Source organism: Bradyrhizobium sp. 41S5 (genome assembly GCF_011516665.3).
Taxonomy (GTDB): domain Bacteria; phylum Pseudomonadota; class Alphaproteobacteria; order Rhizobiales; family Xanthobacteraceae; genus Bradyrhizobium; species Bradyrhizobium quebecense.
In genome coordinates this window covers 985980-1005104 of the sequence record NZ_CP083721.1, presented here as the reverse complement: position 1 = coordinate 1005104, position 19125 = coordinate 985980, and the positions used below count along the sequence as shown (strand labels likewise).

Annotated in this window: 17 protein-coding genes; 7 read left to right on the top strand and 10 right to left on the bottom strand. The window is 66.6% G+C overall.

The window, feature by feature from the left end:
- Positions 1-27: 27 nt before the first annotated feature.
- The gene (locus HAP47_RS04755) at positions 28-924 is read right to left on the bottom strand and encodes a sigma-70 family RNA polymerase sigma factor (RefSeq protein WP_173639222.1); all 897 of its coding nucleotides are present in this window, start codon (positions 922-924) and stop codon (positions 28-30) included.
- Positions 925-974: 50 nt separating this feature from the next.
- Positions 975-1283, bottom strand: coding sequence for a hypothetical protein (locus HAP47_RS04750; RefSeq protein WP_173639223.1), 309 nt, complete (start codon positions 1281-1283; stop codon positions 975-977).
- 192 nt (positions 1284-1475) lie between these two features.
- Here HAP47_RS04750 and HAP47_RS04745 point away from each other — a divergent pair, with 192 nt between their 5' ends.
- The 3 genes from HAP47_RS04745 (at position 1476) to HAP47_RS04735 (ending at position 6185) form a co-directional block, all read left to right on the top strand.
- Positions 1476-2882 carry an MFS transporter gene (locus tag HAP47_RS04745; protein ID WP_176396236.1) on the top strand — a complete coding sequence of 469 codons (1407 nt, stop codon included), beginning with the start codon at positions 1476-1478 and terminating at the stop codon, positions 2880-2882.
- A 115-nt stretch (positions 2883-2997) separates the two neighbouring features.
- Entirely contained in the window at positions 2998-4272 is a 1275-nt protein-coding gene (locus tag HAP47_RS04740; RefSeq protein WP_173639224.1) for an NAD(P)/FAD-dependent oxidoreductase, read from the top strand.
- 299 nt (positions 4273-4571) lie between these two features.
- Complete coding sequence (locus tag HAP47_RS04735; RefSeq protein ID WP_371821798.1) at positions 4572-6185, top strand: tannase/feruloyl esterase family alpha/beta hydrolase; 1614 nt, start codon at positions 4572-4574, stop codon at positions 6183-6185.
- A 19-nt stretch (positions 6186-6204) separates the two neighbouring features.
- On the opposite strand, the gene HAP47_RS04730 is transcribed toward HAP47_RS04735, so the two are convergent.
- Positions 6205-7155: a helix-turn-helix domain-containing protein gene (locus HAP47_RS04730; RefSeq protein ID WP_173639226.1), complete on the bottom strand. Its 951-nt coding sequence runs from the start codon at positions 7153-7155 to the stop codon at positions 6205-6207.
- 150 nt (positions 7156-7305) lie between these two features.
- On the opposite strand from HAP47_RS04730, the gene HAP47_RS04725 reads away from it, so the two are divergent.
- The gene (locus tag HAP47_RS04725; RefSeq protein ID WP_173639227.1) at positions 7306-7959 is read left to right on the top strand and encodes an isochorismatase family protein; all 654 of its coding nucleotides are present in this window, start codon (positions 7306-7308) and stop codon (positions 7957-7959) included.
- A gap of 253 nt (positions 7960-8212) precedes the next feature.
- Here the strand turns inward: HAP47_RS04725 and HAP47_RS04720 are convergent, their stop codons facing one another.
- Together HAP47_RS04720 and HAP47_RS04715 are read right to left on the bottom strand one after the other, a co-directional pair.
- Positions 8213-9439, bottom strand: coding sequence for an ABC transporter substrate-binding protein (locus HAP47_RS04720; protein WP_231168759.1), 1227 nt, complete (start codon positions 9437-9439; stop codon positions 8213-8215).
- A 55-nt stretch (positions 9440-9494) separates the two neighbouring features.
- A complete protein-coding gene (locus tag HAP47_RS04715) occupies positions 9495-10697 on the bottom strand; it encodes a cytochrome P450 (RefSeq protein ID WP_173639228.1) in 1203 nt (400 codons plus the stop codon).
- Positions 10698-10779: 82 nt separating this feature from the next.
- Between HAP47_RS04715 and HAP47_RS04710 the strand changes: the two genes are divergently transcribed.
- Positions 10780-11304, top strand: a complete 525-nt coding sequence (locus HAP47_RS04710) for a MarR family winged helix-turn-helix transcriptional regulator (protein ID WP_231168758.1) — start codon at positions 10780-10782, stop codon at positions 11302-11304.
- 431 nt (positions 11305-11735) lie between these two features.
- Here the strand turns inward: HAP47_RS04710 and HAP47_RS04705 are convergent, their stop codons facing one another.
- Complete coding sequence (locus tag HAP47_RS04705; RefSeq protein WP_173639229.1) at positions 11736-13601, bottom strand: feruloyl-CoA synthase; 1866 nt, start codon at positions 13599-13601, stop codon at positions 11736-11738.
- A gap of 41 nt (positions 13602-13642) precedes the next feature.
- Here HAP47_RS04705 and HAP47_RS04700 point away from each other — a divergent pair, with 41 nt between their 5' ends.
- Together HAP47_RS04700 and atzF are read left to right on the top strand one after the other, a co-directional pair.
- Entirely contained in the window at positions 13643-14284 is a 642-nt protein-coding gene (locus HAP47_RS04700; RefSeq protein ID WP_231168757.1) for a MarR family winged helix-turn-helix transcriptional regulator, read from the top strand.
- Between the two features lie 204 nt (positions 14285-14488).
- Entirely contained in the window at positions 14489-16309 is a 1821-nt protein-coding gene (gene atzF / locus HAP47_RS04695) for an allophanate hydrolase (RefSeq protein WP_173639230.1), read from the top strand.
- 52 nt (positions 16310-16361) lie between these two features.
- Here the strand turns inward: atzF and HAP47_RS04690 are convergent, their stop codons facing one another.
- From HAP47_RS04690 to HAP47_RS04675, 4 genes are read right to left on the bottom strand one after another with little or no spacing between them, the layout of a single operon-like run.
- Positions 16362-17099, bottom strand: a complete 738-nt coding sequence (locus HAP47_RS04690) for a GntR family transcriptional regulator (protein WP_173639231.1) — start codon at positions 17097-17099, stop codon at positions 16362-16364.
- Between the two features lie 42 nt (positions 17100-17141).
- The gene (hpxZ, locus tag HAP47_RS04685) at positions 17142-17534 is read right to left on the bottom strand and encodes an oxalurate catabolism protein HpxZ (protein ID WP_173639232.1); all 393 of its coding nucleotides are present in this window, start codon (positions 17532-17534) and stop codon (positions 17142-17144) included.
- A gap of 1 nt (position 17535) precedes the next feature.
- The gene (locus HAP47_RS04680; protein WP_231168756.1) at positions 17536-18933 is read right to left on the bottom strand and encodes an AtzE family amidohydrolase; all 1398 of its coding nucleotides are present in this window, start codon (positions 18931-18933) and stop codon (positions 17536-17538) included.
- 7 nt (positions 18934-18940) lie between these two features.
- On the bottom strand, positions 18941-19120 hold the full coding sequence (locus HAP47_RS04675) for a DUF4089 domain-containing protein (protein WP_173639233.1): 180 nt from the start codon (positions 19118-19120) through the stop codon (positions 18941-18943).
- Between the last annotated feature and the right edge of the window lie 5 nt (positions 19121-19125).

The window sequence follows — 19125 nt, the reverse complement described above, 5'->3', positions numbered from 1 at the left end:
GTCACGGCGCCACGCGCTGAAAGCCGATCACCCTTGATCCACCGCCCATTCGGCGCCGTCGATCGCATAGGGCGCGTGGCGGAAATCCCGGATCGTCGCGACCTTGTCGGCCGACCAGTCGAGCACCATGAACGATCGCGGCGGGGCGCCCCGTGCGTTCGGATCGAACACCAGGATCGCGGGACGGCCCTCGACCTGTCCGGTCACCAGGTGCCAGTCGTCGATCTTCGAATAATTGCCGAAGTAGCGCGACACCTCGGCCTTGCCGTTCAGACGTGTCTTGTTGACGAGCTCGAGCCTGATGTCATCGGCGATCATGGCGCGGATGGCATCGAAGTCGCGGGCGTTGAAGCGGCCGACATAGGCGTTCAGCCTGAGGCGATCAGCCGGCGACAGGCCGGGCCGTGGCGCATCGTCGGGCTCGCGGGCGAATTGGCGCAGTTGCGTGCGTCCGCGATGCAGCGCGGCCTTCACCGCGGGCAGGCTGAAATCCATGATGCCGCAGACTTCCTGCAACGAGCAGCCGAGCACGTCCATCAGGATCACGCTGGAGCGCTGCGCGACCGGCAGCCGCATGAAGGTGCGCAGGCTGCTTGCCGCGACCTCGCGGCGGTCGACGTCGTCAAGCTCTCCGGCCATCATGTCCACCTCCTCCAGCGCGTGGAGCGCGTCCCGGCGGTTGCGCCGCCTGAGGAAATCGAGCGCAGTGTTGTGCGCGATCCGGAACAGCCAGGCTTCCGGATGCTGGATCGGGGCTGCGGACGCGAAGGCTTCCATCGCCTTGATCAGCGCGTCCTGCAGCACATCCTCGCCGTCGATGACCGATCCAACCATGCGGGCGCAGTAGCGATGCAGCCTAGTCCGCATCGCCGCCAGCAGCGCGTCGACATCGGTCGCGGCCGGCGCCTGGGGTGATGACGTCATGATGGCTCCGCCAGATCGCTTCAAGGCAAGTCGGCTCAAGGCCCGTCGGTTCACGGCGCATCCAGCATACGATAATTTCCGACAATCACAGCACTGCGAACCAGCGGCGGCTCGGCGCAACGATCGCGGATGCCGTCCTGAAAGGCCTGGAAGGCCGTCAGCTTCGGGATCGGGCTCGAGCCGTCATCGGCCGCGGTCTCGACCATATGGATGAAGGTGTCGTCCTCCAGCCGCAGGGTCAGATAGCGCACGCCATCCGGGTTGGCCGCCTTCAGCTCGGCGAACACCGCCGCAACCAGCGCGGCATTCTTGTCCGCCATTTCCGGCTTGGTCTTGTACCTGATCAGGGTCCGTCTCATCGCAGCCTCCTTGGCCTGGTTCTGCGGCCCGAACCGGCCGCGTCATATCCAAGGACGTTTGCCGGCGGCGAAAGGATGCGGTCCGGCAAAAATAATTCAAAAATAGTTCTTTGCCGCATCCTTTGCCCGCTCCGGTTCGTCCTGGCCTGCGAAGCGCGCCGCAAGCCTGCGGCACGCCAACGGAGAACGACCATGCAGACCCCTCGAGAGCGCGCCGAACAGCGCTGGGTGCTCGGCCTCACCGCGCTGGCATCCTTCATGATGGCGTTGGACGCCATGATCATGACCACGGCCTTCGCCACCATCCGCGCCGATTTCGGCAGCGCCGTGGAGACGCTGCAATGGACCGTCAACGCCTTCAATCTGACCTTCGCGGTGCTGCTCTTGACCGGCGCGGCGCTCGGCGACCGCTTCGGACGGCGCAGGATGTTCGCAGCCGGGATCGGCCTGTTCGTCGTGGCCTCGGCGGCCTGCGCGCTGGCCGGCGATGCCGCGGCACTGATCGCCGCGCGCGCTTTGCAGGGCGCAGGTGCGGCGCTGGTGATGCCGCTGGCGATGGCGATCCTGAGCGGTGCGTTCGGCCGCGAGGAGCGCGCCCGCGCGCTCGGCATCTTCAGCGGCATCACCGGATGCGCGCTGATCATCGGACCCGCGATCGGCGGCTTCATCACCGAACATCTCGGCTGGCGCTGGATTTTCTGGATCAACCTGCCGATCGGCCTCGTCGCGATTGCCCTCGTGCTGGCGCGCCTGCGCGAAAGTTTTGGTCCGGCTGCGCCGCTCGACATCACCGGACTGTCACTGGTCGCGCTCGCAGCGCTGGCGCTGGTCTGGGGCCTGTTGCGCGGCAACAGCGCCGGATGGGCGAGCGCAGAAGTGACGGGCGCGCTGATCGCCGGCGCCGCGCTGGCAGCGATGTTCGTGCTGTGGGAGCTGCGTGCGACGAGCCCGATGGTGCCGATGCGGCTGTTCGCGGTACGACCGTTCGCATCCGGCATGGCTGCAAGCGTGCTGTTCTATGCCGCGATGTATGGCGTGCTGTTCCTGCTGCCGCAATTCCTGCAGATCGCGCTCGGCTTCGACCCCTTCGGCGCCGGGCTACGGCTGTTGCCGTGGACGGCGACGCTGTTCGTCACGGCGCCGATCGCCGGCGCCGTGGTCAACCGGTTCGGCGAACGCACGCTCGTCGTCACCGGACTCCTGATGCAGGCGATCGGTCTCGGCTGGGTCGGCGAGATCGTCACCCCGTCGATGCCCTACTCCGCGCTGGTCGCGCCACTGATGCTCGCCGGCGTCGGCGTATCGATGGCGATGCCGGCCGTACAGAACGCGGTGCTGAGCGCGGTCGCCGTCAGCGAGATGGGCAAGGCGTCGGGCGTGTTCAACATGGGCCGCTTCCTCGGCGGCATGTTCGGCATCGCGGCGCTGGTGGCAAGTTTTTCCGCAAATGGCGGGGCCGATTCGTCCGGACATTTCACCAATGGATTTGCTGCAGCGATGAGCCTTGCGGCAACGCTGTCATTCGCGGGAGCCGTCGCGGGGCTGTTCCTGCCGATGCGGCGACGAGTTGTCGCCACGGCCGCGCGGCAGGATGCGTGAGGCTTGCCGCGATTGGGTTTCGCTATCGGGTGATCGGGCATTTCGTGTTGGAATGAGGCTGCGAATGACTACATAATGAACTGACGAAGCCGTTCGAAACCGAGGGCGACATCAGATGACGCAAGCGCCGGCCAAACCTCATCGCGTGGTGATCGTCGGCGCCGGCTTCGGCGGACTGGAAGCCGCCTTCGGTCTGGCGGGCGCGCCGGTCGAGATCACGCTGATCGACCGCCGCAACCATCATCTGTTCCAGCCGTTGCTCTATCAGGTCGCGACCGCGTCGCTTGCGACCAGCGAGATCGCCTGGCCGATCCGCTATCTCTTGCGCGACCGTCCCGAGGTGACGACGCTGTTCGCCAATGTCTGCGGCGTCGATGCAGCGGCGAAGCAAGTGCAGCTCGACGACGGCGGCAGCATTCCCTATGACACGCTGATCCTCGCCACCGGCGCGCGCCACGCCTATTTCGGCCATGACGAATGGGAGCCGTTCGCGCCCGGCCTGAAGACGCTGGAGGACGCGACGACGCTCAGGCGGCGCATCCTGGTCGCCTTCGAGCGCGCCGAGCGCGAGACCGATCCGGACAAGCGTGCGGCGCTGCTGACCTTCGTCATCATCGGCGCCGGGCCGACCGGCGTCGAGATGGCCGGCACCATCGCCGACCTCGCCAAGGACACTCTGCCGCAGGACTTCCGTCACATCGACACGCGCAAGGCGCGCGTGGTGCTGATCGAGGCCGGCTCGCGCGTGCTGGCAGGATTTCCCGACGATCTCTCGGCCTATGCGCAAGCGTCGCTGGAGAAACTCGGCGTCGAGGTGATGCTGGGCGAGCCGGTCACCGAATGCTCGGCCGACGGCGTGGTGTTCGGCGGCAAGAGGCTGGAAGCGCGCACCATCGTCTGGGCCGCCGGCGTGCGCGCCTCGCGCGCCGCCGAATGGCTGAACGCGCCGGCCGATCGCGCCCATCGGCTGCAGGTCGAGCCGGATCTGACCGTGCCCGGTCATCCCGACATCTTCGCCGTCGGCGACACCGTCACGATCAAGGGCCCCGACGGCAATCCGGTGCCCGGCATCGCACCGGCCGCCAAACAGGAAGGACGCTACGTCGCCGCATTGATCAAGGCCCGGCTCGACGGCAAGACGCTGCCGCCGTTCCGCTACAAGCATGCCGGCAGCCTCGCGCAGATCGGCAAGAAGAAGGCGGTGATCGATTTCGGCTGGCTCAAGCTGCGCGGCTCACTGGCATGGTGGATTTGGGGCCTCGCCCACATCTACTTCCTGATCGGCGTGCGCCATCGGATTGCGGTGGCGATGAACTGGCTCTGGATCCACACCCGCGACCAGCGTGCCGCACGGCTGATCACCCAAGGCAGCAGCAAGGTCGCGCAGTAGGCGCGCTTCCACGCGCGCAACCCTAGCCCCGTCATCCTGAGGAGCGGCCTGTTGGCCGCGTCTCGAAGGATGCACGGCCCAGATAGTGCCATTCATGATCGTCGCGCGGCGCCGTTCAGGCCGTCGATCCTTCGAGACGCGCTACGCGCTCCTCAGGATGACGGAGATGGAATGGCGCGTGCCATTGCGCGCCGACATCCCGCATGAAATACTTGCCATAGCAACAATGTTTGCATGGGGAGGAAGCAATGCAGATCGATGCGCGCGCATGGGCGTTCGCGGCTTCGCTTGTGACGTTGATGTCAGGCACTTCGGCCGCATTCGCGACGGGGATGACCGGCGATCCCGCGGCAACCTGCAGCGGCCTTGCCGGTCCCGCCGACGACGCCGTCAAGATCGACACGGCAACGCTGCAAACGCCGACGCCGCTCTCGGTCGCCGAGAAGGCGCCGACGCCGGCGGCGCGTATCATCCCGGCCAATCCCGCCTTCTGCAAGGTGCTCGCCCATATCGATCCCGCCGATCCCACGGCGCCGCCGATCAAATTCGAGGTCAACCTTCCAGTGGAGTGGAACGGCCGCTCACTGCAATATGGCGGCGGCGGCTTCAACGGCGTGCTGATTACCGGCCTCGGCCTGCCGCCGGCCTATCCGTTCGACAAGGCCTCGCCGCTGGCGCTCGGCTTCGTCACCGTCGGCACCGACTCCGGCCACGAGCAAAAGCCCGGCGAGCCGCCGCAGCTGTTCGCGCTCAACGACGAGGCGTTCGAGAATTTTTCGCACAAGGCCTACAAGAAGGTGCGCGACGCCGCGCGGGCGCTGACGGTCCGCGCCTATGGCAACCCGCCGGCTGAGATGTATTTCATGGGATCGTCCGAAGGCGGCCGTGAAGCGCTGACCATGGCGCAGCGCTATCCCGACGATTTCGACGGCATCTTCGCGCGCGTTCCGGTGATCAACTGGGTCGGGTTGCAGCATGCCGGCACCCGCTCCGGCCTCGTGACCATGGGCGACGGCTGGATCAGGCCGGCGCAGGTCAAGCTCGTGGCCGACGCCGTGCTGAAGGTCTGCGACATGCAGGACGGCTCCGATGACGCACTGGTGCAGGATCCCGTCGGCTGCAAGGCCGCGTTCAAGCCGGCCACGCTGGCATGCGCCGCGGGCCACAGCGGCGACGACTGCCTGACCGACAAGCAGGTCGCCGCGATCGAAACGCTGCATGCGCCGTACAGATTCTCATTCCCGCTCGCCAACGGCCTCGACGACTATCCAGGCTGGGGCGTGTCGGGCGAGAATACGCCGGCGTTCGGCCCGACCGGCGGCTGGAAGGCCTGGTGGCTCGGCACCACGGCGCCGACGCAACCACCGGCTCCGACCAACGGCATCGCCTGGATCTACGGCGCCGGCGGCATTCAATATGTCTTCGCCCGCGATCCGAAGCTCGACGTCACGACCTACAAACCCGAGGACCACAAGGCGCGCGTGCTGGAAGTCTCCGCACTGATGGATTCCACCGATCCGGACCTCAGTCGCTTCCACGCCCACGGCGGCAAGCTCGTGATCCTCGAACACATGTCCGACTACGCGCAAAGCCCCTATGCCGGCATCCGCTACTTCGGGAACGTCGAGAAGACGCTCGGCAAGGACAAGGTCGCGGAGTTCGCCCGGCTCTACACTGCGCCCGGCGTCGATCATGTCGGCTCCGGCGCACCCGCCAATGTCGACATGCTGGCCGTGCTGGTCGACTGGGTCGAGAACGGCAAGGCGCCCGGCGATCTCGAAGTGCGCGAGCAGAAGACCGAGGCGCCGGCCTTCGACACCCTCCGCGCGCTGCCATTGTGCCGCTGGCCGACCTGGCCGCACTACAAGGCAGGACCGGTCACCGCGGCAGCGAGTTTCGTTTGCGCGCCGTGACGAGAGGTCGCCCGGCGCGTCACCCCATCACCTGATGCGGCGAGCGGCCGAACGCGGCCTTGAAGGCGCGGCTGAAATGCGAGACGTCGCTAAAGCCGAAGCTGAGCGCCGCATCGGTGACGTGGCTGAAGCGCCGCTCGGCCAGTGCCTGATAGGCGCCGGCGAGGCGCTGCTGCCAGAGCCAGCGGATCGGCGTCGTGCCTTCGCGCGCAAACAGGCGATTGAGCGTGCGCGGCGCCATGTTCTGCGCCATGGCGATCGTATCGAGATCGAGTTCGGGATCGTCGAGATTGGCCAGGATATAGGCCTTGACCCGCGCCAGCCGTTCGTCGCCGCGCTGCGGCACATCATCCGTCAGCTCGGTCTGGAGCGTCGTCGCGAAAATATCGAGCACCGAGGCGCCAAGCCTTATCGCCGCAGGCCCGGCCTCGTCATCGAGCCGCGTCAGCCGGCGGATCAACGATCCCGCCAGCGCGCCCACTTTCGACGCGTTGCCGACCCGCCGTGCCGTCAGCCGCTGCGCATCCGGCAGGCGCGCGAGCAGCAGCGGCCGCGGGATCGACACCATGATCGAACGCGCGCTCGGCGCGAATTCGAGCGTGAACGGCTGCGCCTGGTCATGCAGCATGAGATCGCCCCGGCGCATCCGCACCTCGCGGCCGCCCTGCGCGAAGCTGACCTCGCCGCGCAGCGTGAGCCACAGCATGAAATAATCGCGCGGGTCGCGACGGACGTCGCTCGCACTGCGCATCACCCGAATGCGGTCGGCGGCCGGCGTCGACGACCAGATGTCGTTGATCGCAAGCGGGCCGAAATGGCGGATCGAGATCGACGCGGCAAACGCCTCATCGGCGACGCGGCGGCATTCGGTCAGCGAGAATTCGCGGCAGGTGACGTGATGCCAGCGGTCGAAACTGTCACCCGGCGCAACAAGCGTTTGCGCGATGACTGTATGATCTGGGATCTGCATCGGACCTTGCTCCCGCCCAACCCGGCAGGGGGATATTCTGCGTCCGGCCCCCGCTTCTGGCAAGCAGAGTCCAGCAACTGGCCGGCGCAGCCAAGAACGCCTGCCGCCGTGGATGTAGAAGATGTCTCCCTTCAGGAAAGGAGACACTACATGGGCTACCAGTGCGAAATCATCGACCCGGCGCGAACCGTCATGATCGTTGTCGACATGCAGAACGATTTCGTGGCCGAGGGCGCCATGCTGCGTTCGGCGCAGGCCGCCGCCATGGTGCTGCGGCTGGCGCAGACGCTGAAGGCCTGCCGCGACCAGGGCATCCGCGTCATCTACACCGCGCATGTGCATCGCCGCGACGGCAGCGACATGGGGCTCTATGACGATCTCTATTCGCCGATCGCCGACCGGTCGTCGCTGGTCGACGGCACCGAGGGTGTCGAGATCTTCAACGACCTCGCGCCCGCACCGGGCGAGCACGTCATCAAGAAGCACCGCTACAGCGCGTTCTTCGCCACCGACCTCGACCTCATCCTGCGCGAATGGGGCATCACGACGGTGATCATCTCGGGAACGACCACCGAGAACTGCTGCCACGCCACTGCGCGCGACGCCATGTTCCACAATTACAAGGTCGTCTTCCTGTCGGACGCCACAGGCACGTTCGACTATCCCGATGTCGGCCAGGGCGCCCTGTCCGCCGAAGAGGTGCATCGCGCCACGCTGACGATCCTGGCATTCTCCACGGCGCACGTGATGACGGCCAGCGAGATGCTGGGGCGGGTGAAGGCCGCAAGCGCAAAGGCTGCGTAGCGAAGTTCGATCTCAGCGCAGATGCTCCCCCTTCACCCTCCCCTGGAGGGACCTGGAGGGGGAGGGTCGGAGTGCATGGAGCGCAGCGATATGCGCTTCGGGGTGGGGTGATCTCTCTCCACTCGGGCACCGTTTCAACGGAGAGACCTTCACCCCACCTCGGTTCGCATTTTCATGCGAACCGATCCTCCCCCTCCAGGGCCCTCCAGGGGAGGATGGAGTGCGCGGCGAAGAGCTGACTTCATCAGCAACCTCACTTCACCAGCGAGCACCCGCCATCCGCCGGTGGCCGGAACGCCTGCTCGGCCGGGATGGTCGCGATCAGCCTGTAATAGTCGTAGGGGTATTTCGACTCCTCGGGCTTCTTCACCTCGAACAGGTACATCGGATGGATGACGCGGCCGTCCTGACGGATCGTGGTCTCGCCGAACAGCTTGTCCTTGCCCTTGAAGGTCTTCATCTGCGGCACCACGACCTTGGCGTCGTCGCTGCCGGTTGCGGCGACGGCGTTGAGATAGGCGAGCGTCGAGGCGTATACGCCGGCCTGGTTGCCGCTCGGCATCTTGCCGTTCATGCCGGGACGCGCGGCGAAGCGCTTTGCGAATGCGCGGGTGTCGTCGTTCATGTCCCAGTAGAAGGCCTCGAGCAGCTGCAGGCCCTGCGCGACCTTCAGGCCCATGCCGTGGACGTCGTTCACGAACAGCAGGAACGCGACCATGGTCTGGCCGCCCTGCTGGATCCCGAACTCGGCCGCCTGCTTCACCGCGTTGATGGTGTCGCCGCCGGCATTGGCGAGCCCGATCACCTTTGCTTTCGAGTTCTGTGCCTGCAGCAGGAAGGAGGCGAAGTCGGAGGTGCCGAGCGGATGCTTGCTCGATCCCAGCACCTTGCCGCCGTGCTTCTCGATGTAGTTGGTCGCCTCGGCTTCAATGCCTTTGCCGAGTGCGTAGTCGACGGTCACAAAATACCAGTCCTTGCCGCCACGCTGCATCATCGCGGCCGCCGTGGTGTTGCCGGTCGCCCAGGCGTCGTTGACCCATTGAATGGTGTTGGGCGAGCAGGCCTTGCCGGTGAGATCGGAGCTTGCGGTCGACGACGCCAGGAACGTCATCCGGCTGTCGCGCAGCACGGTGTTGATCGCAAGGCCGACCGCCGAGTTCGGCACGTCGACAATGGCGTCGACACCCTCGACATCGAGCCATTTGCGCGCGATCGCGGATCCCACGTCGGCCTTGTTCTGGTGATCGGCATAGACGATCTCGACCTTGATGCCCTTGCCGCCGCCGTTGAAATCCTCCGCGGCCATCCGCGCGGCCTCCACCGAGCCCATACCGTTGGTATCCTGGAAGATGCCGGAAATATCGTTGAGCACGCCGACGCGCACGACATTGTCGGAAATCTCCGCGCGTGCGTTGCCCGCGGCGCAGGCCAGTGCCAGCGCAAGTCCAATCCCAAATCGCCCAATCCCAAAGCCCCGCATCGTCTCCCCTCCCATGTTTCCTCAACCGGCCTTTTTGCCGGGATTGAGCTTCTCGTCAGGCCGGCGTGATCTCGACCGGCAGGCTGCTCAGCCCGCGCAGCGTGTTGTTGAAAAGGCGCTTTGGCTCGCCGGCGATTTCAATCCTGGCGACACGACGCGCCAGCGCCGCCATCATCACTTCGCCTTCGAGGCGGGCGACGAGTTGGCCGACACACATATGGATGCCCGAACCGTAGCCGACATGGCCCGACGTGCGACGCGTGATGTCGTAGCTATCGGGCGCTTCCCAACGGCGCGGATCACGATTGGCCGCAGCCAGGAACATCAGCACCTTCTCGCCTTCGGGGATGCTGGCCCCGCTGAGCTCGACGTCGCGGGTCGTGGTGCGGAAGAAAGTCTGGACCGGGCTTTCGAACCGCACCGCTTCCTCGAAGGCGTTGCGCGCCAGCGTCGGATCGCCGCGGAGTTTCTGGAACTGGTCGGGGAAGCGGGCAAGGCAGTAGACGGCGGCGCCGATGCCGTTGACGGTCGTGTCGAGACCGGCCGATAGCAGCGAGCGCACCAGGAGCGGGGCCTCGGTCGCGGTAATGGCACCGCTATCGACATGGGCGTGGATGCAGGCGCCGATGCCGCCCGGGGTGAGATTGTCGCGCTGGCACTGCTCGGCGATATAGGCCTGGTGCGGCGCGGAGCGCTCGATCGCCTGCTTGCGCAGCTCGTTCGGCGGCCCGAAGGCGTTGAACACCAGGCTTGCGTAAGGCAGCAGATGCTCGCGGCCCTCCGGCCGCAAGCCCAGCGCATCCGGGAAGATCGACAGCGGATAGGCCTCCGCCAGATCCTCGATCGCGTCGAAACTGCGCTTCTCCAGCAGCGCGTCGATCCGGGCCTCCGCGGCGGCGGCAAATCGCCCGCGAAGCTGCTTCATCACGGTCGCGGACAGCACCGTGCTCAGCACAGTGCGGGTGCGGGTGTGCGCCGGCGGGTCGGCCTCCAGGATCAGGCTCGGCGGCCGCCACGGCTTCTCCTTGGAGAAGTCGCTGAGGCCGACGCCGCGGCTGGAGCAGAACGTCTCGGGATCGTTCAGCACCGCATGGACCTCGGCGTAGCGCGCTACGCCATACACATTCCACTTGTCGAGATAGACCACCGGCCCGGCCTCGCGCAGCCGCTCGTGGGTCGGGAACGGGTCGGCGAAGAATTCGAGCGCGAACGGATCGACGTCGAGATGCGGGACGGACGCACCTTCTGTTGCAGTCATCGGGACCTCCCGAGGTTTGAACTTGTCAACACGGGCCGCATGTCACTTGCTCCCGAACAGTTTCGCAGCGATGATTTGGGAAATGAGCAGCCAGCCCCTCCCCCGAAAGCCCCGCCGGCCAAAACCGGCCGATCCCGCAGATGCCACCGATGGCCCGCTGCTGGACCTCAATCGCTATGTACCGGCGTTCATCACCTTCATCGGCAACAAGCTGTCGAACAGCGCCACCGCGTTTTACCAGAAGAATTTCGGCGTCAACGTCACCGAGTGGCGAATCATCTCGCAGCTGGCGATCGAGCCGGGCATTCCCGCCTCCCGGATCTGCCAGGTGATCGGCTTCGACAAGGGCCCGGTCAGCCGCAACCTCGCGGCGCTGCAGAAGCGCGGCCTGCTGACGATCCGCACCGCACCCGACGACGGCCGCACCCATTCGATCACCTTGACCGCGCGCGGCCGCGCCATCCACGACAAGGTCATCGTCGCGGCGCTCGAGCGCGAGCGGCGGCTGCTGTCGTGCCTGAAAAGGGACGAGCGCGAAGTGCTGATCGACCTGCTGCGCCGGCTGCATGAGAATCTCGGCGCCGTGACCGGGCCAAGCACGAGCTGACCGTGCGGCAAGGCCACGGGTGGCGCCCTGTGCCACCGCTTTATTTGTCCGCGTGTCAATGCGTGCCGTTCGCGCCATGCTGCGCAACATCGTCCTCCCAAAAGCGTGACCGTTGACCGGCCCTGTCCCTATGGGTGCGGAAACTCGCACAGCTTAGTTGCTATAGCAACTAAAAACACGAGCGTGTGCGGAGCAAGGCCCCAAGGAACCGGTGCAGAGGGCTCAAGTGAATGGCCCGCCAAACGTGCCACAAACTCGGTGTCGTCCCGGCCTCCGAGCCGGGACCCATAACCACCAATGCTAATTATTGCACACCAGCGGAACGACGACGTTTATACACAACGTCGGCCGCGGAGTATGGGTCCCTGCTTTCGCAGGGACGACGGCGGTGTGCGTGGCGTCCTCCCAACTCGGCGCCGGTACAAATCACGTCACGACCCCGCACAGGCGATCGGCTCGGACGACGCGTCGTCCTCCAGCACCCCAACCGCTGCGGTGCGGCGCGTCAGCACGGTGCGCTGGTTGATGTAGCCCTTGTCGGTGATTTCCCCGCCATCGACCGAGGCGGGCTCGGCGAGCAGCAGCGCGCGGGTGGCATGGCCGGAAGAATGGCCGCCCTGCGCCTTCAGCCGTGCCAGCCCTTGCCCAATCGCGGAACGGACCGCCGGATGGGCGATGACCTCCTGCGCGCCAGCGCTCTCGGGCAGTCCCGCGAGCGAACGGCAGGCGGCGAGGTTCGGGAACACCAGGAAACGGACCTCGTCGCGGCCGTGGCCCGCGACGACGATATCCTGCGCAAGCGGCGCCAGCACCGCGATGCCGGCGACGCGCAGGGTGCCGACGCTGACCCAGGTGCCGGAATTGAGCTTGAAGTCCTCGGCCACGCGGCCGTCGAAGAACAGGCCGAGATCGGGCCGGTCGGGATCGGCAAAGGTGACGGCGTCGCCGATCTTGTAAAAGCCCTCGTCATCGAAGGCCTCGGCGGTGAGCTGTGGCGCCTTCCAGTAACCCGGCGTGACATTAGGCCCGCGCACGCGGACCTCGAGCTTGTCGCCCGACGGCACGAGCTTGAGCTCGGTGCCGGGAATCGGCACGCCGATATTTCCGGAGCGTTTGGCAAGGAAGTGGCAATCGGTCGCCAGCGGCGAGGTCTCGGTCGATCCCCAGGCCGACACCATCGGCAGCCTGCGGCCGACCGTCTGCAGCGACAATTCCTCCAGCGCGTCCCACAAATTCTGCGGCAGCGCCGCGCCGGCATAGAAGGCGAATTTGGTGCCCTCGAAGAACTTGCGGCGCAGTTCCTCGTCGGTGCGGAGTGCCGCGATCAGCATGTCGAAGCCGCGCGGCACGTTGAAATAGACCGTCGGTACCACACTGCGCAGATTGGCGAGCGAGGTTGCGAACAGGCCGGGCGCCGGCTTGCCGCCGTCGATATAGAGCGTGCCGCCGTTACGCAGCACCAGATTGAAATTGTGGTTGGCGCCGAAGGTGTGGCTCCAGGGCAGCCAGTCCAATATGATCAGTTCCTCGCCGGCCTGCTCCAGGAACGTCCAGGTCTGCGCCTTGGCCTGCTGGCTCGAGGTCAGCATGCGCTGGGTGTTGATCACGGCTTTCGGCGTGCCTGTCGATCCCGAGGTGAACAGGAATTTTGCGATCGTGTCCGGCGTCACCGCGGCAAAGGCCGTGGCGACCTCTGATGCTTCCGGCGTCGCGACAATGGAACGGAATGGCAGCGCATCGGTATCGTCGGGATTGCCGCTGACGGTGGCTGCGCGATGCAGCGGCCGGATCGCGGTTAGCGCCGCCGCGAATGGCTTCGTGCTCGTGACATAGATCGCGCCGGGATCGAGCAGCGCGATCATGCTCTTCAGCTTGTCGAAGTCCTTTGAGATCAGCGAGTAGGCCGGCGAGACCGCGGCCGAAGGCACGCCGACATGCTGGGCGGCAAGCGCGAACAGCGCGTGGTCGATGCCGTTGTCGGAGAGGATGACCAGCGGCCGTTCAGTGCTCAGCCCTTGCGCCAGGATCCACGACGCGGCCCGCCGCACGATTCCGAGCGCATCGCGATAGCTGACGGTGCTCCAGGGCGCTTCGGCGCTGGCGCGTTCGCCGAGGAAGATGCGATCGGGCGCCTGCTGTGCCCAGTGCTCCAGCCAGTCGCCGACGCAGCGGGCACTTTCCTTCAAGGGCACGGTGGAGCGGACCAGGATGCTGCCGTCGTCGCGGCTGATGGCAACGATCGCGGGCGTGGCGAACAGGCGGTGCGGATCGTCTCCGCTGGCGGCGGCCGTCGTCATGGTTTCCTCCTCGCCCGTGTCTTGCGGGATCGCGCCGCAACATGGTGCGACATCGCGGTCCCGGTCGGGCTCTTTGCCATAATGTTGCGGACATCAATTGTTGTCGTCAACAACAATCTTCCCCTCCCGTCCCGGGCGCGCTAGCCTTGGGCATGGCAAGCAAGCAACAGACGTCGCGCAAGGCGGCAGGAAAGGCAGCGGCAATCCGCCGCCCTCAGGCGCGCGCGGCGAATGGCGGGACGACTGGCGGTGACACTGCCGATGACATCGGTCTCGACGCGCTGATCGGCCACGCGGGCTATGCGGTGCGGCGCTTCCAACTCTGGATCTTCCAGGACTTCATCAAGACGCTGGCGACGGTCGCTATCCGTCCGACCCAATATTCGGTCATGACCGTGATCTGGGCCAATCCGGGCCTCAGCCAGATGGCGGTCGCAAAGCGGCTCGGGATCGAACGCGCGCGGCTGGTGCACCTGCTCGACAGCCTGGAGGAACGCGACTTCGTCAGCCGGATCCCTTCCGCCACCGACCGTCGCTCCCACGCGCTGCATTTGACCAAGCGCGGCAAGACCGCGCTGGCTCGATTCAAGCGGCTCGCCGCCGAGCACGAGCGACATGTCGCCGAGAAGATCGGCAAGGAAAACCGCGAGCAACTGCTGCAGATCCTCGCCTGTTTTACCTGATCGATCGACCGGACTTCGGACTGGTCACGACTGCCTTAGAATTGAGCAGACACGCTCTCAAGCGAGCCCGCTTCAGCTCCCCGCGACCATTTCAAGCAACTGATATTGTGCAATAATCTGTGGTGCCGCAGGTGCAGGTAAATTGTACACAATGGCACATTGCTTGCTTCGATCACGCTGCAATTCCCTCGCGGCGGGCATCCGATGCCTCACCGCGCCAGAGACGAGGCCAACCACGTGACTGAAACTGTCGCCGCGATCGTTGCCGCACACCGCGCCGGGACCATGACGCCGGCGCAAACGGTGGCGCGCAGTTACCAGCGCATCCGCGAGCACAACGATCCCGCCATCTTCATCAGCCTGCGCGACGAGAAGGAGGCGCTCGCCGAGGCCGCGCAGCTCACAGATCCGACGCTGCCGCTCTATGGCGTGCCGGTCGCGGTGAAGGACAATATCGACGTCAAGGGCCTGCCGACCACCGCCGCCTGCCCGGCGTTCGCCTACCTGCCGGCGCAGGATTCGACGGCGGTTGCGAGACTGCGTGCGGCCGGCGCCATCATCATCGGCAAGACCAATCTCGACCAGTTCGCCACCGGCCTGGTCGGCGTGCGCTCGCCCTATGGCATTCCCAAAAATCCGGTGCGCGGCGATCTCGTGCCAGGTGGGTCGAGCTCGGGCTCCGCGGTCGCGGTCTCGGTGGGCCTCGTGCCGCTGTCGCTCGGCACCGATACTGCGGGCAGCGGCCGCGTGCCGGCGATGCTCAACAACATCGTCGGGCTCAAGCCGAGCCTCGGGCTGATCTCGAACGCGGGGCTGGTGCCGGCCTGCCGTACGCTCGACTGCATCTCGGTGTTCTCGCTCACCGTCGACGATGCGCTGGCGGCGCTTGCCGTGATGGCCGGGCCGGATGACGCCGATCCGTTCTCGCGCGACCGGCCGCTGGCAGCTCTCGCGGCGTTTCCGGCCAGGCTCAAGCTCGGTATTCCCAAGAGCGGCCAGCTGATCTTCTTCGGCGATCGCGAGGCCGAGAAAGCCTATGGCGAAGCCTGCAAGCGCTGGCAGGCGCTGGGCGCCGATCTCGTCGAATTCGATCTCGAGCCGTTCTACGAGACGGCGCGGCTGCTCTATGAAGGCCCCTGGGTCGCCGAGCGCTATCTCGTGATCCGCGATCTCCTGGCGTCATCGCCGGACGCGATTCATCCGGTGACCCGCGAGATCACGATCGGCGGCGCGCGGCCCACCGCGGCGGATACCTTCTCCGCGCTCTATCGCCTCCAGGCGCTGCGCCGCGTCGCCGAGCGCACCTTCGCACAGTGCGATGCGATCGTGCTGCCGACGGCACCGACGGTCTATTCCACCGCTGACGTGCTGGCCAACCCGATCGAGCTCAATTCGCGGCTCGGCACCTACACCAATTTCGTCAACCTGCTCGATCTGTGCGGCCTGGCGCTGCCGGCGGCGATACGGCCTGACGGCGCGCCGTTCGGCATCACGCTGCTCGCCCCTGCCGGCCGCGACGCCGCGCTTGCCGGCATCGGCCGCGTATTCCATGCCAACACCGGACTGGCGCTTGGCGCCAAGGCAGTGCCGCAGCCGCCGCTGGCCGCAGTACCGGCGCATGCCGGCGCCGACGAGATCGCGATCGCGGTGGTCGGCGCGCATCTCTCCGGCATGGCGCTGAATCATGAACTGACCACGCTGGATGCACGGCTGCTGGAGGAAACCGCTACCGCAGCCGACTACAAGCTCTACGCGCTCGACACCACGCCACCGAAGCCCGGCATGCTGCGCATCGAGGCGGGCGCGGGTCATGCGATCAAGCTCGAGCTGTGGGCGATGTCGCCGGCCTCGTTCGGTACATTCGTCGCCGCGATCCCGCCGCCGCTGTCGATCGGCACGATCAGGCTCGCCGACGGACGGCAAGCCAAGGGCTTCATCGTCGAGCCCGCCGCGATCGCCGGCGCGAAGGATATCTCGACCTATGGCGGCTGGCGGGCGTTTATGGCGGAGAGGGCGAAGGCCTAGCCGCAGCGGAAGTGCACTCCCTCGCCCCGCAAGCGGGGAGAGGTAGCAGGACCTACACCGACACCGCGTAGGTCTCGTATTCCCCGCGCACCTGCTGGATATGGGCGCGCATCGCAGCGGCGGCGCCTGGCTTGTCGCCGCGCAGGATGGCGACGACGACGCGGTCGTGCTCGGCGTGGGATTTTGCCAGCCGCCCGAGGTTGCGGAACTGGGCGCGGCGGAACGGCTGCACGCGCACCCGTGTCGCCAGGGTGATCTCGGCAATATAGGCATTCTGCGATCCGGCGTAGATCGCGTTGTGGAAGCGCTCATTGACCTCGTGGAAGCGCTCGGGATTGCCGGTGTAGCTCAGCACCCGCAGCTCCTCATGGACCGCCTCCAGCGCGTGGCGCTCCGCCGGCGTCATCCGCTCGGCGGCAAGGCCGGCGCACATCGCCTCGAGCTCGGCCATCGCCTCGAACATGCCGGTGAGCCGCTCGAGCGAAGGCCGCGCCACCACCGCGCCGCGATGCGCGCGCGCGTCGATCAGGCCGCTGGCAGCCAGCTGCCGTAGCGCCTCACGCACCGGCGTGCGCGAGACCTTGAAGCGGCGCGCCAGATCGGTTTCATCGAGCCCGGCGCCCGGCGGCAGCGTGCCGCGCACGATCTCGTCGGCGAGCTGCAGCCGGAGTTCTTCGGCGCGGGTGGTCTTGTCGACCAGCGACGCCGCACGATCGACGCGCCGCACGAGTGGCTCCGGCTCGGTGCCGTGCGGCTGCGGCGCGCGGGTCGGAAGATCGTCCAGGCTCATGGCTGAAACGCCCTTTCAATCACCCTGGTCAAGCCCCCTTGTTCAAACACCTTTGGGCTCGTCGATGACGCTGACATGGGCGGCGACGATTCTCCAGCCCTCGGCGAAGCGAATCCATGTCTGCATCTGCCGGCCCACCCGCCCGGGTGCGCTGTCCCGATAGAACAGCGTCGAGGCGATCGCGGTGTCGCGGCCATAGGTCGTGATCACGGTGCGGTCGATCCTGCGCATCAGCCCGGCCGCCGCTCGCCCTGCGCGAAACGCCGCGATCTCGGCGTGGCCATAAAGGTTCTCGCCGATGCCATAGCGCAGCGTTCGGCTGTCCTTGCGGAACATCTCGTCGAGCACGGCGACATCGTTCGAGACCAGCGCCTTCTCGTAACGCTCGAACTGCGCGGTGACCTCGGCGAGCACGTCGGGAAGGTCGATCTCCATTTCAGATTCCTCTTGGCGCGGGAGCCGTGGCGACACCCATCTGTTCCAGCGCGTAGGCGACCCGCAGCGCGATGTCCTCGCGCCAGGGCGCGGCAATGATCTGCACGCCGATCGGCATCGGTTCAAGCGGCACCGGCACGGCGGCCACCGGCAGGCCGATGAAGGAGATCGGCTGGGTGTGGATACCGATATTGGGACGCACCGGAAGCTCGACCCCGTCAAGCGTAAAGGTGGCCTGACCGATCTTCGGCGCGGTGCACGGCGTTGCCGGCGCCAGGATCACGTCAACCGACTGGAACAGCTCCAACACCTTGGCGCGGTACCAGCGGCGGAATTTCTGCGCCTTGTCGACATAGACCGCCGGGATCATCGCGCCCGCGATCAGGCGGTCGCGCACCGGCGGGTCAAAGTCGTTGGGCCGCTTGCGCAGCCGATCGAGGTGCAGCGCGGCGCCCTCGGTCGTCGTCATGATGAAGGCGGCAGCGCGGGCGCGCGCCGCTTCCGGCAGCTCCACGGTCTGGGTGGCGCCGAGCGCCTTTGCCACGCGCGCGACCGCTTCGATGGCCTCCGGCAACAAATTCTGCTGGAAATAACCGCCGGCAATCGCAACGCGCAGCCGGCTGACATCGTTGGCAAGCAACGGCACGGTCGGTTCGACCGATTGCACGATGCAGGCGGGATCGTCGGCATCAGGCCCCTGCATGACGTCATAGGCCAGCGCGAGATCTTTCACGCTGCGCGCAAACGGACCGAGGTGATCAAGGCTTGCGACGAACGGAAAGGATCGCGCGCGAGATAGCCGGCCATAGGTCGGCTTCAGGCCGAATATGCCGCAGAACGACGACGGCACCCGGATCGAGCCGTTGGTATCGGAGCCGAGCGCGATCGGCACCAGTGCGCCGCCGACGGCGCTGCCGGAGCCGCCCGAGGAGCCGCCGGCCATCCGCGTCGGATCATGCGGATTGCGCGAGGGACCGTCGTGGGCGTTCTCGCCGGTGAAGTCGTAGGCGTATTCGCCCATGTTGAGCGCGCCGACCAGCACGGCACCGGCCGCTTCCATCCGCTCGATCAGCGTGGCATCGCGCGGCGACGGCGGCAGGTCGCGATTGATCTTGGAGCCGGCGCGGGTCGAGAGGCCCTGCACGTCGAACAGGTTCTTCACCGCGAAGGGCACGCCGGCAAGCGGGCCGGCCGGTTGGCCCGCCGCGATCGCGGCATCGACCGCCCTGGCCCTGGCCCGCGCGCGATCTGCGGTGACGTCGGTGAAGGCGTTGAGGACGTTGTCGTGCGCCGCGATGCGCGCGAGCGCCGCCTCGGTCGCGGCGAGCGCCGTGATCTTGCGGCTCGATACGGCCTGCGCGATTTCGGCGGCCGACATGGCGGTGGGAGTTTCTGACATCGCGATCTCAGGTCGAATAGACGGCGGCTGACGCGAGGTCGTCAGGCAGCGGGAAGTCATCGACCAGCCGCGCCAGCCGCAGCGCGACCTCGAGATTTGCGCGCACCGCCGGACGCCAGGCGTCTTCCAGCGGCAACGCCATCGTCCGGGCGACGGCGTTCATGTAATCGTCGAGATGATCGTCCATTTCGC

What these genes read in the sequence shown, in the direction of transcription:
- HAP47_RS04680 (WP_231168756.1), bottom strand. Translation starts at nt 18,933, where the DNA reads ATGTCAGAAACTCCCACCGCCATGTCGGCCGCCGAAATCGCGCAGGCC.
- HAP47_RS04740 (WP_173639224.1), top strand. Translation starts at nt 2,998, where the DNA reads ATGACGCAAGCGCCGGCCAAACCTCATCGCGTGGTGATCGTCGGCGCC.
- HAP47_RS04690 (WP_173639231.1), bottom strand. Translation starts at nt 17,099, where the DNA reads ATGAGCCTGGACGATCTTCCGACCCGCGCGCCGCAGCCGCACGGCACC.
- HAP47_RS04710 (WP_231168758.1), top strand. Translation starts at nt 10,780, where the DNA reads ATGAGCAGCCAGCCCCTCCCCCGAAAGCCCCGCCGGCCAAAACCGGCC.
- HAP47_RS04720 (WP_231168759.1), bottom strand. Translation starts at nt 9,439, where the DNA reads ATGCGGGGCTTTGGGATTGGGCGATTTGGGATTGGACTTGCGCTGGCA.
- HAP47_RS04715 (WP_173639228.1), bottom strand. Translation starts at nt 10,697, where the DNA reads ATGACTGCAACAGAAGGTGCGTCCGTCCCGCATCTCGACGTCGATCCG.
- HAP47_RS04750 (WP_173639223.1), bottom strand. Translation starts at nt 1,283, where the DNA reads ATGAGACGGACCCTGATCAGGTACAAGACCAAGCCGGAAATGGCGGAC.
- atzF (WP_173639230.1), top strand. Translation starts at nt 14,489, where the DNA reads ATGCCTCACCGCGCCAGAGACGAGGCCAACCACGTGACTGAAACTGTC.
- HAP47_RS04705 (WP_173639229.1), bottom strand. Translation starts at nt 13,601, where the DNA reads ATGACGACGGCCGCCGCCAGCGGAGACGATCCGCACCGCCTGTTCGCC.
- HAP47_RS04725 (WP_173639227.1), top strand. Translation starts at nt 7,306, where the DNA reads ATGGGCTACCAGTGCGAAATCATCGACCCGGCGCGAACCGTCATGATC.
- HAP47_RS04700 (WP_231168757.1), top strand. Translation starts at nt 13,643, where the DNA reads ATGGTGCGACATCGCGGTCCCGGTCGGGCTCTTTGCCATAATGTTGCG.
- hpxZ (WP_173639232.1), bottom strand. Translation starts at nt 17,534, where the DNA reads ATGGAGATCGACCTTCCCGACGTGCTCGCCGAGGTCACCGCGCAGTTC.
- HAP47_RS04735 (WP_371821798.1), top strand. Translation starts at nt 4,572, where the DNA reads ATGTCAGGCACTTCGGCCGCATTCGCGACGGGGATGACCGGCGATCCC.
- HAP47_RS04675 (WP_173639233.1), bottom strand. Translation starts at nt 19,120, where the DNA reads ATGGACGATCATCTCGACGATTACATGAACGCCGTCGCCCGGACGATG.
- HAP47_RS04755 (WP_173639222.1), bottom strand. Translation starts at nt 924, where the DNA reads ATGACGTCATCACCCCAGGCGCCGGCCGCGACCGATGTCGACGCGCTG.
- HAP47_RS04745 (WP_176396236.1), top strand. Translation starts at nt 1,476, where the DNA reads ATGCAGACCCCTCGAGAGCGCGCCGAACAGCGCTGGGTGCTCGGCCTC.
- HAP47_RS04730 (WP_173639226.1), bottom strand. Translation starts at nt 7,155, where the DNA reads ATGCAGATCCCAGATCATACAGTCATCGCGCAAACGCTTGTTGCGCCG.